We start from the raw sequence: 17,718 nt of genomic DNA on the forward strand, positions 1-17,718 counted from the left end.
TATACACATTACAAATAACATAAAGACAACAAAAAGCATATTTATTTGACAGAAACGCATAAAAAAGTTGTAAACACATCAAAAAGTTAAATAATATATTATTTTTAGGTCAAAAAGAAACAAATTACAATTAAATCACCATTCACCCAAAAGAGCTAACAAATTAAAAGTAAATCTCCTTCTTTTAATTACAAATTAGAAGAAGACAGGCTCTTCTTCTAATTTCGCGTTACAGAAAATTTATATTTTACTATCATTTTGAAATTAAACCACTAACTTTGCCGAACAAATTGACACTTCAATTAGGTATTATCATACAATAAAGCTAGTAAGAATGAAGAAACAAGAACTTTTTAACAACGTAACAGAAGGATCCCCTTACCAACGACAGCCCAAACAGATGGGCTTGTACAATGCGGCATACGAACACGATGCCTGCGGTGTTGGTATGCTGGTAAACATTCATGGAGAAAAGTCACACGACATTGTTGAGTCGGCTTTAAAGGTATTAGAGAACATGCGCCACCGTGGCGCCGAAGGTGCGGATAACAAAACCGGCGACGGTGCAGGTATCATGTTGCAAATTCCGCATGAGTTTATTTTATTGCAAGGTATTCCTGTACCCGAAAAAGGACGGTACGGCACAGGATTGCTATTTTTGCCGAAAAATGAGAAAGACCAGGCAGCCATTTTAAGTATCATTATTGAAGAAATTGAAAAAGAAGGACTCACATTGATGCATCTGCGCAATGTGCCCACCTGCCCTGAAATTCTAGGAGAATCTGCTTTGGCAAACGAACCTGACATCAAGCAGGTGTTTATCACCGGATTTACAGAAACGGAAACGGCCGACCGGAAGTTATATCTGATCCGGAAAAGAATCGAGAATAAGGTCAGACTGTCATCCATTCCGACAAAGGACGATTTTTATGTTGTTTCGCTTTCTACAAAAAACATTATATATAAAGGTATGCTTTCGTCGTTGCAACTGCGCAACTACTATCCGGACCTGACGAATAGCTATTTTACCAGCGGACTGGCACTGGTGCACTCCCGTTTCAGTACCAATACATTCCCTACATGGGGATTGGCACAACCATTCCGCCTTCTGGCACACAACGGTGAAATCAACACGATCCGTGGTAACCGCGGATGGATGGAGGCCCGCGAAAGCGTACTCTCCACTCCTACCTTGGGTGACATAAAAGAACTTCGCCCGATTATACAACCGGGCATGAGCGACAGTGCTTCTCTGGATAATGTACTGGAGTTCCTGGTGATGTCGGGGTTGAGCCTGCCACACGCTATGGCTATGCTCGTGCCGGAATCTTTCAACGAAAAGAATCCCATCAGCGAGGATCTGAAATCATTCTACGAATACCACTCTATCCTGATGGAACCGTGGGACGGACCGGCTGCACTTCTCTTCAGTGACGGACGATTTGCCGGAGGTATGCTCGACCGTAACGGTCTGCGCCCTGCCCGTTATCTGATTACTAAAAACGATATGATGGTAGTGGCTTCGGAAGTCGGTGTGATGGATTTCGAACCGGGAGACATCAAAGAAAAAGGTCGCTTACAGCCCGGTAAGATTTTGCTGGTAGATACAGAAAAAGGTGAAATTTATTATGATGGCGAACTGAAAAAACAGTTGGCTGAAGCCAAACCTTACCGCACCTGGTTGTCTACGAACCGAATCGAACTGGATGAACTGAAGAGCGGACGCAAAGTACCTCATCATGTAGAAAACTACGACTGTATGCTTCGCACTTTCGGCTACTCCAAAGAGGATATTGAAAAACTGATTATGCCAATGGCAAGCACCGGAGCAGAACCGATCCATTCAATGGGTAATGATACTCCGTTAGCTGTACTTTCGGATAAGCCGCAATTGCTTTACAACTATTTCCGGCAGCAATTTGCACAAGTGACCAATCCTCCCATCGACCCGCTCCGCGAAGAACTGGTAATGTCATTGACAGAATACATCGGGGCAGTCGGCATGAACATTCTGACACCCAGCGAAAGTCATTGCAAAATGGTCCGCCTGAATCATCCGATTTTGAGCAACACACAACTGGATATTCTTTGTAATATCCGCTATAAAGGTTTCAAAACAGTCAAACTGCCCATGTTATTTGAAGCAGCGAAAGGGAAAGCCGGATTGCAGGAGGCACTGAACAGCCTCTGTAAAATGGCGGAAGAATCTGTGACGGAAGGCGTAAACTACATTGTCCTGACCGACCGTGACGTGGATATTACCCATGCTGCTATTCCTTCATTGCTGGCAGTAAGCGCCGTTCATCACCATCTGATTTCAGTCGGCAAACGTGTACAAACAGCATTGATTGTAGAAAGCGGTGAAATACGTGAGGTGATGCACGCTGCGTTATTACTGGGTTTCGGAGCAAGTGCCCTGAATCCTTACATGGCATTTGCCGTTCTCGACCGCTTGGTTAAAGACAGGGATATTCAGTTGGATTATGCCACTGCTGAAAAGAATTATATCAAATCCATCTGCAAAGGCTTGTTTAAAATCATGAGTAAAATGGGGATCTCTACCATCCGCTCTTATCGTGGTGCAAAGATCTTCGAAGCCGTCGGTTTGAGCGAAGAATTGAGTAAGGCCTATTTCGGTGGACTCGGTTCGCCCATCGGAGGTATTCGCTTGGAAGAAATAGCCAGAGATGCCATCGCTTTCCATGAGGAAGGATTTTCAGAAATCAAAAATGGAAATGAAGGCACACAAAGTAATTCCCAATCTTCCACTTTCAACTTTCCATTATTAAAAAACAACGGTTTGTATGCCTTCCGCAAAGACGGAGAAAAGCACGCATGGAATCCGGAAACAATCAGTACACTGCAATTGGCTACACGGCTGGGAAGTTACAAGAAGTTTAAAGAATATACTCATTTGGTAGACGAAAAAGAGAAGCCTATTTTCCTTCGTGACTTTCTGGGATTCCGTCGTAATCCGATTTCAATCGATCAGGTAGAACCGGTGGAAAACATTCTGCATCGTTTCGTCACGGGGGCCATGTCTTTTGGTTCTATCAGCAAAGAGGCTCATGAGGCAATGGCTATTGCCATGAATAAAATTCACGGACGCAGTAATACCGGTGAAGGTGGCGAGGACGCTGCCCGTTTCCAACCACTGCCCGATGGCAGTTCCTTACGAAGTGCAATCAAGCAGGTAGCTTCCGGACGTTTCGGTGTAACGGCAGAATATTTGGTTAATGCGGACGAGATTCAGATTAAGATAGCACAGGGGGCAAAGCCGGGTGAAGGCGGACAACTTCCGGGATTTAAAGTGAATGATGTGATTGCAAAAACACGCCATTCCATTCCGGGAATTTCACTGATTTCTCCCCCACCTCATCATGATATTTATTCGATTGAGGATTTGGCACAATTAATCTTCGATCTGAAAAATGTAAATCCACAGGCCAAAATCAGTGTGAAACTGGTAGCAGAAAGCGGCGTCGGTACAATTGCCGCCGGGGTGGCAAAAGCAAAGGCGGACCTGATTGTCATCTCCGGTGCTGAAGGGGGAACAGGTGCTTCTCCGGCTTCTTCTATCCGTTATGCGGGCATCTCACCGGAATTGGGATTGAGCGAGACACAGCAAACATTGGTTTTGAACGGACTTCGTGGTCAAGTAGTTCTGCAAGCCGACGGACAACTGAAAACCGGACGTGACATCATCTTAATGGCGCTAATGGGTGCCGAAGAATATGGCTTCGCCACCTCGGCATTGATTGTATTAGGGTGTGTAATGATGCGCAAATGCCATCAGAATACTTGTCCGGTGGGAGTTGCCACACAGAATGAGGAATTACGTAAACGCTTTCATGGGCGTAGTGAATATTTGGTAAATTTCTTCACATTCCTGGCGCAGGAGGTCCGCGAGCATTTGGCCGAAATGGGATTCACCAGGATGGATGATATTATCGGGCGCACAGACTTGATCGAACGCAAATCCGTTGCCAATGACCCGAATCCGAAACATGCGTTAATCGACTTCACCAAATTGCTGGCACGCATTGATAACAACGCGGCTATCCGCCATGTCATCGATCAGGACCACGGTGTTTCTACTGTAAAGGATGTAACCCTCATTGATGCGGCACAGGAAGCTATTGAACATGAAAAAGAGATTTCTTTAGAATATACGATTGCCAATACAGACCGTGCAATAGGTGCGATGCTCTCCGGAGTGATTGCCAAGAAATACGGTGCCAAAGGATTGCCGGAACACACGCTGAATGTGAAGTTCAAAGGCTCGGCAGGTCAGTCTTTCGGGGCTTTCCTCGTACCGGGAGTTAACTTTAAACTGGAAGGTGAAGCGAACGATTATCTAGGTAAAGGATTGAGCGGCGGACGCATCTCCGTATTGCCTCCTATCCGCAGCAACTTCGAAGCCGAAAAGAATACAATTGCCGGTAATACCTTACTTTATGGAGCAACAAGCGGTGAAGTATATATCAACGGTTGTGTAGGAGAACGTTTCGCAGTTCGTAACTCCGGTGCAGTCGCCGTAGTGGAAGGTGTGGGCGACCATTGTTGCGAATATATGACAGGAGGTCGTGTGGTAGTCCTCGGACAAACCGGACGCAACTTTGCAGCCGGTATGAGTGGCGGTGTGGCTTACGTATGGAACAAGGATGGCAACTTCGATTATTTCTGCAACATGGAAATGGTGGAACTGTCACTCATCGAAGAAGCCAGCTACCGGAAAGAGCTACACGAACTAATCCGCCAACATTATCTGTACACAGGCTCAAAACTAGCCCGTACCATGCTTGACAACTGGAATCATTATGCAGAACAGTTCATCCAAGTAGTACCCATCGAATACAAAAAAGTATTGCAGGAGGAACAGATGAGAAAATTACAACAAAAAATTGCAGACATGCAAAGAGACTATTAGATTTACAATTTGACTATTTACAATTTACTATTTGAATGTATAGTCTGTAAATAGTCAAATAGCAAATGACAAGATAGTCTAAAAATAGTAAATCGTCAAATAGTAAATAACAAGATGGGAGATCCTAAAGCATTTCTAAATATACCTCGACAAGAGGCGGGATACCGCCCTGTAAACGAGCGAATCGCTGACTATAGTCAGGTAGAACAGACTTTGAATACAAACAGCCGTAAATTGCAGGCGTCACGCTGCATGGATTGCGGTGTACCTTTCTGTCATTGGGCATGCCCGATAGGAAATAAACAACCGGAATGGCAGGATGCATTATACAGGGGAAAATGGAAGGAGGCATACGAAGTATTGTCGTCTACTTGCGATTTTCCGGAATTTACGGGACGTATTTGTCCTGCTCTTTGCGAGAAATCGTGTGTGTTGAAACTTTCCTGCGATCAGCCGGTGACTATTCGCGAGAATGAAGCAGCTATCGTGGAAGCGGCTTTTCGTGAAGGATATATACAGGTAAAGACACCGAGAAGAAACGGAAAGAAAGTGGCGGTGATTGGTGCGGGTCCTGCCGGATTGGTAGTGGCTAATCAGCTGAATTTAAAAGGATATAGCGTTACTTTATTCGATAAGGATGAAGCACCCGGAGGGTTATTACGGTTCGGTATTCCTAATTTCAAACTGGATAAGAATGTAATTGACCGACGGATGAAGATATTGGCTGCAGAAGGAATACTGTTTGAAATGGGAGTAGAAATAGACGTCAATCATTTGCCGGAAGGATTCGACGCTTACTGCATCTGTACCGGAACGCCGACTGCACGTGATTTGAGTATTCCGGGACGTGAACTGAAAGGCATCCATTTCGCACTTGAAATGCTGGCACAGCAGAACAGGCTTCTGGCAGGACAGACTTTCCCGAAAGATAAATTGGTGAATGCCAAAGGCAAAAAAGTACTTGTGATAGGTGGCGGAGATACCGGTTCCGACTGCATCGGAACCAGTGTGAGACAGGGAGCCGTCAGTGTCACTCAAATCGAAATCATGCCGAAACCTCCTGTCGGCTACAATCCGGCTACTCCTTGGCCACAATGGCCGGCAGTCTTCAAAACGACTTCCAGCCATGAAGAAGGTTGTACACGCCGCTGGTGCCTGGCTTCCAATCAGTTCCTCGGAAAGAATGGAAAAGTGACAGGTGTAGAAGTGGAAGAAGTGGAATGGATTCCGGCAGCAGATGGCGGACGTCCCACGATGAAACCAACAGGGAAGAAGGAAGTCATCGAAGCTGATATGGTATTATTGGCGATGGGATTCCTGAAACCGGAGCAACCGAAATTTGCAAAGAATGTATTCCTTGCTGGTGACGCCGAGACTGGTGCCAGCCTGGTAGTACGCGCCATGGCGGGAGGACGAAAGGCTGCTGCGGAAATAGATGCTTATCTAATACAATAAGTTTTGCAACAGTGTACAACAAGAAGCTCGATTGCTATTATCGGTTCGTTCCATATCTGTGGAACTAAAGGATAACAGATATGGAACTAAAGGGAAACAGTTGTGGAACTAAACGATAACAATTATGGAACGAATTAAGAATAGCTAGTCAGCTTCTTAGAAATAGCGAATAAACAATCAACAGATTACATTACCCCCTCTAAAAATTAAAGTTATGTGTGGAATAGCAGGTATACTCAACATCAAAGTTCAAACGAAAGAACTAAGAGATAAAGCACTGAAAATGGCCCAGAAGATCCGTCATCGCGGACCGGACTGGAGCGGAATCTATGTAGGCGGAAGTGCCATCCTGGCACACGAACGCCTTTCTATTGTCGACCCGCAGAGTGGCGGACAACCGTTATACTCTCCCGATCGTAAACAGGTGCTCGCCGTCAACGGTGAAATTTACAATCACCGTGATATTCGAGCTAAATATGCGAGAAAATATAACTTTCAGACCGGAAGTGACTGTGAGGTAATTCTTGCCCTTTACAAAGATAAAGGCATCCATTTTTTGGAAGATATCAGCGGTATCTTCGCTTTCGTGCTTTATGATGAGGAAAAGGATGAATTTCTAATTGCCCGTGACCCGATAGGGGTTATTCCTTTATATATAGGAAAAGATAAAGAGGGAAAAATCTACTTCGGCAGCGAGTTGAAAGCTCTCGAAGGATTTTGTGACGAATATGAAGTATTCCTTCCCGGACATTATTTCTATAGTAAAGAGGGAAAAATGAAACGTTGGTATTCGCGCGACTGGACAGAATATGAAACCGTCAAAGAGAATGATGCACAAACCGAGGATGTGAAAGTGGCATTGGAAGAGGCTGTGCACCGCCAGTTAATGAGTGACGTACCGTATGGAGTGTTGCTTTCGGGCGGGTTGGATAGTTCCGTTATCTCTGCCATTGCCAAAAAATATGCGGCAAAACGCATAGAAACAGACGGTGCAAGCGATGCATGGTGGCCTCAACTCCACTCTTTCGCCATCGGTCTAAAGGGCGCGCCCGATTTGATTAAAGCGCGTGAGGTAGCCGAATATATCGGTACCGTCCATCATGAGATCAACTACACCGTTCAGGAAGGTCTGGATGCTGTTCGCGACGTAATTTATTTCATCGAGACGTATGATGTAACTACCGTACGCGCTTCCACTCCCATGTATTTATTGGCGCGTGTCATCAAATCAATGGGGATCAAAATGGTGTTGAGCGGTGAAGGTGCTGATGAAGTTTTCGGGGGGTATCTGTATTTCCACAAGGCCCCTACTCCACAGGCATTTCACGAAGAAACAGTACGTAAACTTTCAAAGTTGCACATGTACGATTGCCTCCGTGCCAATAAAAGTTTATCAGCATGGGGAGTAGAAGGACGCGTCCCTTTCCTTGATAAAGAATTTCTCGACGTGGCAATGAACCTGAACCCGAAAGCTAAAATGTGCCCCGGAAAAAACATCGAGAAACGAATTGTTCGCGAAGCCTTTGCCGATATGTTACCGGAAAGTGTGGCTTGGAGACAGAAAGAGCAGTTCAGTGACGGTGTAGGATATTCATGGATTGACACTTTGAGGGAAATCACAGCAGCTGCCGTGAGCGATGAGCAAATGGAACATGCTGCCGAACGTTTCCCGATCAATACGCCACAAAACAAAGAAGAGTACTACTATCGTAGCATTTTCGAAGAGCATTTCCCCAGTGAAAGCGCAGCACGCACCGTCCCCAGTGTTCCGAGTGTAGCCTGCTCCACAGCAGAAGCACTGGCATGGGATATCGCTTTCAGGAATCTGAATGAACCTAGCGGACGTGCAGTGAAAGGAATACATGAAGAGGCCTATACCTGATTAATAAAAGAGTGACAAACTCCTTTTGTGCAAACTATCAGACGTGTCCGGAGAATGTTTTTATGACAGACAGTCTTATTTTTGACACTCTTTTGTAGCATTTCTATTCTAAAATCCCAAGGATTAACGCAGATTAGCATATTATCGGCTGATTTGCGTTTTCTTTTTTATAATTTTGAGGCCAAACCCAATTAAATCTATCAAACTTTTAAAAGATCAAACAAATGAATTTAAAAAAAATGATGATGGCTTCTGCCCTTCTAATGGCTGCTTGTTGTATGCAGGCACAGACAAAAGTGATAGCTCACCGCGGTTTCTGGAAAACTCCGGGATCATCGCAGAACAGTATTTCATCACTTCTAAAAGCAGACTCCATCGGTTGTTACGGTTCAGAATTTGACGTATGGATCGCGAAGGATAACAAGCTGGTGGTTAACCATGATCCTGTATATAAGATGAGGCCGATGGAATATTCCAAAGGTGATGCACTGACCGGACTTAAATTATCCAACGGAGAAAACTTACCCAGCCTGGAACAGTATCTGGAAACCGGAAAAAACTGTAAAACCCAATTGATTCTCGAACTGAAAGCGCATAGCAACAAGAAACGTGAGACTAAAGCGGTACAAGGAATTGTTGCCATGGTGAAGAAAATGGGACTGGAAAACCGTATGGAATATATCACGTTCTCTCTACATGCCATGAAAGAGTTTATCCGTCTGGCTCCTGCCGGTACTCCGGTATATTACCTTAACGGAGAATTGTCTCCCAAAGAGTTGAAAGAACTGGGTGCTGCCGGTCTGGACTATCACATGGGAGTGATTAAGAAACACCCCGAATGGATCAAAGAAGCTCACGACCTCGGCTTGAAAGTCAACGTATGGACAGTAGACGAAGTAGAAGATATGAAATGGCTGATCGAACAAAAGGTAGATTTCATCACCACTAACGAACCGGTCATCTTACAAGAAGAACTTAAAAAGCTTCAATAAGAAAAAATATTCACATATTAAAGAATTTAATATCTGGCTTTAAGGAAACGGAATCTTCCTTTAAAAGAAACAGATTGTTTCTCGGTGTCAAACGGGTGTTTCCTTTAAAAGGAAACACCCGTTTCTTTAAATGAAAAAATGCTCTTCTATAATACTCTTAATACCAACACTTTAGAAATATCAATCTTTTAACGAAAAAAGAAAAGAGTCCTTTTTATGAATACCAATAAAAGATTACAGACAATTCATTGAAAATCATCCAATACCTCTTTTAATTCTTCTACCGTAAGCTCTCCTACCTGCCTCCAAAGTTCATGCCCCTTATGCAATAGAAGGAAAGCCGGTACTGTTTCTACATTATGAGCATCAGCAATTGCTCTATTCTCTTCTGCATTCACTCTAATCAATTCCACAGTTCTCTTTTCGTAAGTTCGAAGCACAGGCCCTATCCACTCATAATGAGGGGACCAATCGGCATAGAACACCACCAACACCAAATGGTTGGTTTTAATAGCTGTTTCTAATTGTTTCTCTATATTCATATCGCTACGTTTTTATATTAATGATAGTGCTAAAACAATGAATACAGAAAAAGGTTCTTCAAAACACTCCGCGAACAATATGATAGAGAAATAAGGATTTTCACTTTCATATCGTCAAAAGAAAAAGAATATATTTCTTGTTTTTATAACTGGTTTTATGGATTATTAGGACTAAATATTCTTCATATATTATGAAAGAATATGCAAAGCAATTCGCTCAAATAACAGTTTATTAATATATGAATATATATAATTCCAAATTATAACTAAACATAGCCGTATGAAAGGCAATTATAAGTTCACAGAAAATTAATAGAGATTAGACATACTTTTCAATAAAATATAAAGCAAAAAGTCATATCTTTGCATTGTAATAAAACAAAAGGATACAACAACCAATAAATACCAATCAAAATGACAGTAAGAATTAAGTTCACTAAAATGCATGGAGCAGGAAATGACTACATATATGTAGATACGACCAGATATCCGATAGCAGACCCTGAAAAGAAAGCGATCGAATGGAGCAAGTTTCATACAGGAATCGGAAGCGATGGACTAATATTGATTGGTGTCTCTGATAAAGCGGATTTCAGTATGCGTATTTTCAATGCCGACGGTTCGGAAGCAATGATGTGTGGTAATGGTAGCCGCTGCGTAGGCAAATATGTATATGAATACGGATTGACTGATAAAACAGAAATAACTTTGGATACACTATCGGGAATTAAAATTCTGAAATTGCAGGTAGAGGGAAAAACAGTCAGTACAGTCACCGTAGATATGGGCAGTCCGCAAGAAACAGGAGAGATTGATTGGGGAAAGAAATATCCTTTCCAATCTACTAAAGTATCAATGGGTAATCCTCATCTTGTCACATTTATTGATGACATTACCCGAATTAATCTGCCGGAAATCGGTCCTGAACTGGAGAATCATCCTCTCTTTCCCGACAGAACGAATGTAGAGTTTGCACAGATCGTCGGTAAAGACACCATACGGATGAGAGTGTGGGAAAGAGGATCGGGAATTACTCAAGCTTGCGGAACAGGTGCCTGCGCCACAGCAGTAGCCGCCTTCATCAACGGACTTGCAGGAAGAAAAAGCGATGTGATAATGGATGGAGGGACAGTTACCATCGAATGGGATGAAACCTCCGGACATATATTAATGACCGGACCGGCAACCAAGGTTTTCGATGGGGAAATTGTTGAAGAAGTTGAGAGTTGAGAATGGAGAGTTGAGAATGAATAGTAATAGAAACTTAAAACAATAACAATATGGCATTAGTAAACGAGCATTTTTTAAAATTACCGGGAAGTTATTTATTCTCGGATATAGCGAAAAAGGTAAATACTTTCAGGATAACACATCCCAAACAGGACATCATCCGGCTAGGTATCGGCGACGTTACGCAGCCACTTCCTCCAGCCTGTATAGAAGCAATGCATAAAGCGGTAGAAGAACTGGCCGGCAAAGATACATTCCGCGGATATGGTCCTGAACAGGGATATGATTTTCTGATTGAAGCAATCATAAAGAACGATTTCGCTCCACGCGGGATTCATTTCTCGGCATCCGAGATTTTTGTCAGTGACGGGGCTAAAAGCGATACCGGAAATATAGGTGATATTCTTCGCCACGACAATAGCGTAGGTGTTACAGATCCCATTTATCCGGTTTACATAGACAGTAACGTTATGTGCGGACGCGCCGGAGTATTGGAAGAAGAAACGGGTAAATGGAGCAACGTTACTTATATGCCTTGCACAAGTGAGAACAACTTTATCCCGGAAATTCCGGACAAACGGATAGACATCGTTTATCTCTGTTATCCGAACAACCCGACAGGGACCACCTTAACCAAACCGGAACTGAAAAAGTGGGTGGATTATGCCTTGGCAAACGATACACTGATTCTGTTCGATGCCGCTTACGAGGCATATATCCAGGACGAGAATGTCCCCCACTCTATCTATGAGATTAAAGGAGCTAAAAAGTGCGCGATTGAATTCCGTAGTTTTTCAAAAACGGCAGGATTTACAGGAGTACGCTGCGGATATACCGTGGTTCCGAAAGAGCTCACTGCCGCCACTCTGGAAGGCGATCGCATACCACTCAACAGATTGTGGAACCGTCGCCAGTGTACTAAGTTTAACGGCACTTCTTATATTACCCAACGGGCAGCAGAAGCCGTTTACAGTGCAGAAGGCAAGGCACAGATTAAGAAAACAATCGACTATTATATGACCAACGCAAAAATCATGAAGGAAGGATTGGAAGCCACAGGACTGAAAGTATACGGCGGCGTCAACGCTCCCTACTTGTGGGTGAAAACTCCGAACGGACTTTCTTCATGGCGATTCTTCGAACAGATGTTGTATGAAGCCAATGTGGTCGGTACTCCCGGTGTAGGTTTCGGGCCAAGCGGTGAAGGGTATATCCGTTTAACTGCGTTCGGCGAACGCAACGACTGTATCGAAGCGATGAGAAGAATAAAAAACTGGCTCTGATTGAATGAATAATGGATAGCGGGAAATAGAAAGTTCAACATGCCCCCATTAAACGGACATCATCATTCCTGCAGGATCAGTTATCCATAATCAGTTATCTATAAAAAACGATAGTATTTTGCGCGCTACTATATAACAAATGGACCGTACATCCACATTTTTCTAACTTTTAAAGGTAAAAAGACGATGAAAACGACGATTAACAACAAATTGGGGGTAATAACAGTAGCATTATTACTGTCAGGACTTGTCCCGTCTACAATGATGGCACAAGATAAGGTAGAAGCTTCCGTTGGAGCAGATTTGGTAAGTGGTTACATCTGGCGCGGTCAGAATTTAGGCGGAGTTAGCGTCCAGCCTTCACTGGGAATCTCTTACAAAGGTTTATCACTCGAAGCATGGGGATCAGTAGGAATTGAATCCAAAGATGCAAAAGAGTTTGATTTAACTCTCGGTTATTCAATTGGTGGATTTAGTGTTTCAATAACGGATTATTGGTTTGATAAAACATATACAGGGGATGTAGACGAATACGGAAAGGAGATTTATACAACCAATAAGTATTTCCAATATGGGGCCTATTCTACAGCACATGTATTTGAAGCACAAGTGGGATATGATTTCGGTCCGCTAGCCGTCAACTGGTACACAAACTTTGCAGGTGCCGACGGTGTGAAAGAAAACGGCAAAAGAGCTTATTCTTCTTACCTCGCACTTAGCGCACCTTTCAAATTGGGAGGTCTCGACTGGACAGTAGATTTAGGTATGGTTCCCTGGGAAACAACTTTTTATAATGGCTATACCAGTGGATTCTGCGTAACAGACATCAGTCTCGGAGCATCCAAGGAGATTAAAATCACAGATTCCTTCTCCGTACCGACATTTGCCAAAGTAACAGTGAACCCACGCACTGAAGGAGCCTACTTTGCTTTCGGACTAAGTTTTTAAGAGAGAGAATTTACAATACAAAGAGCGTATAGGGATTAGAAAAGGTAGTTAGAGTTTAGATTTTATCGGTTTGTTGTATGGTAACCTGCTATGGCTGCCGCTACCCTATACCTCTTTCTTTTACAGGACACACTAATATTTAAGGTATATGAAAAAGATTGAAGCTATTATCCGTAAAACCAAATTCGAGGACGTAAAAGACGCCCTACTCGAAGCGGACATCGAATGGTTCTCTTATTACGATGTAAGAGGTATTGGAAAAGCACGGCAAGGACGTATCTACCGTGGCGTAGTATATGACACCAGCACCATTGAAAGAATTTTGATCTCTATTGTCGTGCGCGACAAGAATACCGAGAAAACAGTGCAGGCTATCATCAAAGCTGCACAGACCGGAGAAATCGGTGACGGACGTATTTTCGTCATTCCTATCGAAGACGCTATCCGCATACGCACTGCCGAACGTGGTGACATAGCCCTCTACAATGCAGAACAAGAACGTTAAATAAGATTATACTATTATGGATACAAAATATAAAAGCCATAGCTTCGTAAAGCTGTGGATAGCCACTACTATATTCATTTTGTGCTGTTTTACTACTGATATGTCGGCACAAAACACGGCCGCTGCCGATACAGTTGCAGCAGTTACAGAAACAATTACCGAAGTCGTTACCGCTCCTGCCGAAGAAGCATCAGCAGCTCCCGATACGCTTGGTGAATTAGCTCTTGGATTGAATACTGTATGGATGTTGCTTGCAGCAATGCTCGTATTCTTCATGCAGCCGGGATTTGCATTAGTAGAAGCAGGTTTTACCAGAGTGAAAAATACTGCCAACATTCTGATGAAGAACTTTGTAGACTTCATGTTCGGCTCTTTACTATACTGGTTTATCGGTTTCGGATTGATGTTCGGCGCAGGCGGATTCATCGGAATGCCCCACTTCTTCGACCTTTCTTTCATTGATAATGGTTTGCCAACCGAAGGATTCCTCATATTCCAAACCGTATTTTGTGCGACAGCAGCTACAATTGTATCAGGAGCCATGGCAGAACGTACAAAATTCTCCATGTATATCGTCTACACCATCTTTATCAGTGTACTGATTTATCCGATATCCGGTCATTGGACATGGGGCGGGGGCTGGTTGATGAACGGTGAAGAAGGTTCTTTCATGATGAGTCTCTTCGGAACCACCTTCCATGACTTTGCCGGTTCTACGGTCGTTCACTCTGTAGGTGGATGGATTGCTTTGGTAGGTGCTGCCATTCTTGGTCCCCGTATCGGTAAATATGGTAAAGACGGCAAATCAAAAGCTATCCCAGGCCATAGCCTGACTATTGCAGCACTAGGCGTATTCATTCTGTGGTTCGGATGGTTCGGGTTCAACCCCGGTTCTCAATTGGCAGCAGCAACCGAAGCCGATGCTATCGCCATCTCCCACGTATTCCTGACAACGAATCTGTCAGCTTGTGCCGGTGGTTTCTTCGCTCTGTTGGTGAGCTGGATGAAATATGGAAAACCTTCTCTGTCATTGACACTGAATGGTATCTTGGCAGGGCTGGTAGGCATCACAGCAGGATGTGACGCAGTATCCCCCGCAGGAGCAGCCTTAATAGGTGCAATATGTGGTGTTGTAATGATATTCTCCGTTGACTTCATTGACAAGGTGTTAAAGATAGACGATCCGGTAGGTGCATCTTCTGTACATGGTGTTTGTGGCTTTTTAGGAACTATTCTTACAGGTTTGTTCTCCACCAGTGAAGGTTTATTCTATGGCTACGGTTTCGGATTCCTCGGTGCACAAATATTTGGAGCATTGGTAGTAGGTGCATGGGCAGCAGGCATGGGATTCATCATTTTCAAAACGCTTGATAAGATTCACGGACTTCGCGTTCCGGCACGTATCGAAGAAGAAGGTCTTGATATTTACGAACACGGAGAATCGGCTTACAACTAATTTAGTGATGAACGGTTGAGTGATTAGTGAAAGACAGCTACGCACAACTTACTACTAATCACTACCCCGCTAATCACAGAAAAAACTTCCGGGCAGGTTTGATCGCCTTTCCGGGAACCACATAACAAAGTAATTATTTACTCTAACATATTTAACAACAAATCAAATCAGGTATTATGTCAAAACTTAGATTCAGAGTAGTAGAGACAGCTTTCAAAAAGAAAGCTGTTGAGGTAGCAACACCTGCCGAACGTCCTTCGGAGTATTTCGCCAAGTATGTATTCAACAAGGAGAAGATGTTCAAATACCTTCCCAGCAAGGTATACAATGCACTGATTGACGCCATTGACAACGGTGCTCCGCTAGATCGCAGTATTGCCGACGAGGTAGCTGCCGGCATGAAGAAATGGGCCATCGAAATGGGTGTTACTCATTATACGCACTGGTTCGCACCACTGACCGAAGGCACAGCTGAAAAACATGACGCTTTCGTTGAACATGATGGCAAAGGCGGTATGATGGAAGAATTCACAGGTAAACTGCTTGTACAGCAGGAACCGGATGCTTCTTCTTTCCCGAATGGCGGTATCCGTAACACATTCGAAGCCCGCGGATACAGTGCATGGGACCCCTCATCACCTGCTTTCATTGTAGATGATACGCTTTGCATCCCAACTGTGTTTATTGCATACACTGGCGAAGCTCTCGACTATAAAGCTCCCTTGCTGAAAGCATTGCGGGCTGTAGATAAAGCTGCTGTAGACGTATGTCGTTACTTCAACCCGGAAGTGAAAAAAGTAGTTGCTTATTTGGGCTGGGAACAGGAATACTTCCTCGTAGACGAAGGATTGTATGCCGCACGCCCGGACTTGCTAATGACCGGTCGTACTTTGATGGGACATGACAGTGCCAAAAACCAGCAGTTGGAGGACCACTACTTCGGTGCTATCCCCACCCGCGTAGCCGCTTTCATGAAGGACCTCGAAATTGAAGCGTTAAAGTTGGGTATTCCTGTTAAGACTCGTCACAACGAAGTTGCCCCGAACCAGTTCGAGTTAGCCCCTATCTTTGAAGAGTGTAACCTTGCTAATGACCATAACTTACTGATTATGTCATTGATGCGTAAGGTAAGTCGCCGTCATGGTTTCCGCGTACTGCTTCATGAAAAACCTTTTAAGGGCGTCAACGGATCGGGTAAACACAACAACTGGTCGTTGGGAACTGACACGGGCATTTTATTAATGGCACCGGGTAAGACTCCGGAAGATAACCTGCGTTTTGTTACCTTCGTCGTAAACACATTGATGGCAGTTTATCATCATAACGGATTGTTGAAAGCTTCTATCTCCAGCGCTACCAACGCCCACCGTCTGGGAGCTAATGAAGCACCTCCTGCCATCATCTCCTCTTTCCTCGGGAAGCAATTGTCGCAGGTATTGGATCACATTGAAAACAGTACGAAAGATGATTTGATTAGTCTTAGCGGCAAACAGGGAATGAAGTTGGATATTCCGCAGATTCCCGAATTGCTGATTGACAATACTGACCGTAACCGTACCTCTCCTTTTGCTTTCACCGGAAACCGTTTTGAGTTCCGTGCCGTAGGTTCCGAGGCAAACTGTGCGTCTGCCATGATCGCATTGAACTCTGCCGTAGCAGACCAATTGGTGAAGTTTAAGAAAGATGTGGATGCTTTAATTGAAAAAGGAGAACCTAAAGTGTCTGCCATTCTCGAAATTATCCGTGGATATATCAAGGAATGTAAAGCGATTCATTTTGACGGCAATGGTTACAGCGACGAATGGAAGAAAGAAGCAGCCCGCCGTGGACTGGATTGCGAAACCAGTGTTCCTGTTATCTTCGATAACTACCTGAAGCCGGAAACCATTGCCATGTTCGAAGCTACCGGTGTAATGACAAAGAAAGAACTGGAAGCCCGCAACGAAGTGAAATGGGAAACGTATACGAAGAAGATTCAGATCGAGGCGCGTGTATTGGGTGACTTGGCTATGAACCATATCATTCCGGTGGCCACTCAATATCAAACGGATTTAATTAATAATGTCTATAAGATGCAATCTCTTTTCCCGGCAGAAAAGGCAGCGAAATTGTCTGCTAAAAACCTGGAACTTATTGAAGAGATTGCCGACCGCACAGCCTTCATCAAGGAGCATGTAGATGCAATGATTGAAGCTCGTAAGGTTGCGAACAAGATAGAAAGCGAACGGGAAAAAGCCATTGCCTACCACGACACGATCGTTCCGGCACTGGAAGAAATCCGCTACCACATCGATAAGTTGGAACTCATTGTTGACAACCAGATGTGGACGCTTCCGAAATACAGGGAACTGTTATTTGTGAGATAGAAAAAAAAGAACGGTGAACGATAAACGGTGAACGGCGAACAAGTTGTATTGCAACGCATTTACCGTTTACCACTCACAGTTCACCGTTATGAAATTATCTATTTCTTTTGTTGGTTGTTTTAAGTTTGC

General features: G+C 43.9%; 11 protein-coding genes. 10 read left to right on the forward strand and 1 reads right to left on the reverse strand.

The genetic code is table 11. From position 1 onward, the window contains the following. Positions 1–334 precede the first annotated feature (334 nt). The 4 genes from gltB (at position 335) to BSAG_RS06415 (ending at position 9,259) form a co-directional block, all read left to right on the forward strand. The gene (gene gltB, locus BSAG_RS06430; protein WP_008016385.1) at positions 335–4,930 is read left to right on the forward strand and encodes a glutamate synthase large subunit; all 4,596 of its coding nucleotides are present in this window, start codon (positions 335–337) and stop codon (positions 4,928–4,930) included. 114 nt (positions 4,931–5,044) lie between these two features. Then, positions 5,045–6,385, forward strand: a complete 1,341-nt coding sequence (locus BSAG_RS06425; RefSeq protein WP_004315733.1) for a glutamate synthase subunit beta — start codon at positions 5,045–5,047, stop codon at positions 6,383–6,385. A gap of 214 nt (positions 6,386–6,599) precedes the next feature. Further along, positions 6,600–8,267, forward strand: a complete 1,668-nt coding sequence (gene asnB, locus BSAG_RS06420) for an asparagine synthase B (RefSeq protein WP_004315732.1) — start codon at positions 6,600–6,602, stop codon at positions 8,265–8,267. 224 nt (positions 8,268–8,491) lie between these two features. Beyond that, positions 8,492–9,259: a glycerophosphodiester phosphodiesterase family protein gene (locus BSAG_RS06415; RefSeq protein WP_004315731.1), complete on the forward strand. Its 768-nt coding sequence runs from the start codon at positions 8,492–8,494 to the stop codon at positions 9,257–9,259. A gap of 245 nt (positions 9,260–9,504) precedes the next feature. Here BSAG_RS06415 and BSAG_RS06410 read toward each other — a convergent pair whose 3' ends face one another. After that, positions 9,505–9,801, reverse strand: a complete 297-nt coding sequence (locus BSAG_RS06410; RefSeq protein ID WP_004315730.1) for a thioredoxin family protein — start codon at positions 9,799–9,801, stop codon at positions 9,505–9,507. A gap of 414 nt (positions 9,802–10,215) precedes the next feature. On the opposite strand from BSAG_RS06410, the gene dapF reads away from it, so the two are divergent. The 6 genes from dapF to BSAG_RS06380 all read left to right on the forward strand — a co-directional run bounded on the left by dapF (position 10,216) and on the right by BSAG_RS06380 (position 17,589). Continuing rightward, positions 10,216–11,031, forward strand: coding sequence for a diaminopimelate epimerase (gene dapF, locus BSAG_RS06405; RefSeq protein WP_004315729.1), 816 nt, complete (start codon positions 10,216–10,218; stop codon positions 11,029–11,031). A gap of 50 nt (positions 11,032–11,081) precedes the next feature. Then, entirely contained in the window at positions 11,082–12,314 is a 1,233-nt protein-coding gene (locus tag BSAG_RS06400) for an LL-diaminopimelate aminotransferase (RefSeq protein ID WP_004315728.1), read from the forward strand. A gap of 186 nt (positions 12,315–12,500) precedes the next feature. After that, positions 12,501–13,262 carry a hypothetical protein gene (locus BSAG_RS06395; RefSeq protein WP_004315727.1) on the forward strand — a complete coding sequence of 254 codons (762 nt, stop codon included), beginning with the start codon at positions 12,501–12,503 and terminating at the stop codon, positions 13,260–13,262. Positions 13,263–13,410: 148 nt separating this feature from the next. Beyond that, positions 13,411–13,767 (forward strand): P-II family nitrogen regulator, encoded by a 357-nt coding sequence (locus BSAG_RS06390; RefSeq protein ID WP_004303701.1) that lies wholly within the window; start codon positions 13,411–13,413, stop codon positions 13,765–13,767. A 16-nt stretch (positions 13,768–13,783) separates the two neighbouring features. Then, positions 13,784–15,223, forward strand: a complete 1,440-nt coding sequence (locus tag BSAG_RS06385; protein ID WP_004315726.1) for an ammonium transporter — start codon at positions 13,784–13,786, stop codon at positions 15,221–15,223. Positions 15,224–15,399: 176 nt separating this feature from the next. Then, the gene (locus BSAG_RS06380; RefSeq protein ID WP_004315725.1) at positions 15,400–17,589 is read left to right on the forward strand and encodes a glutamine synthetase III; all 2,190 of its coding nucleotides are present in this window, start codon (positions 15,400–15,402) and stop codon (positions 17,587–17,589) included. The last annotated feature ends 129 nt before the right edge of the window (positions 17,590–17,718 follow it).

It is taken from the genome of Bacteroides sp. D1 (assembly GCF_000157095.2).
Classification (GTDB): Bacteria; Bacteroidota; Bacteroidia; order Bacteroidales; family Bacteroidaceae; genus Bacteroides; species Bacteroides xylanisolvens.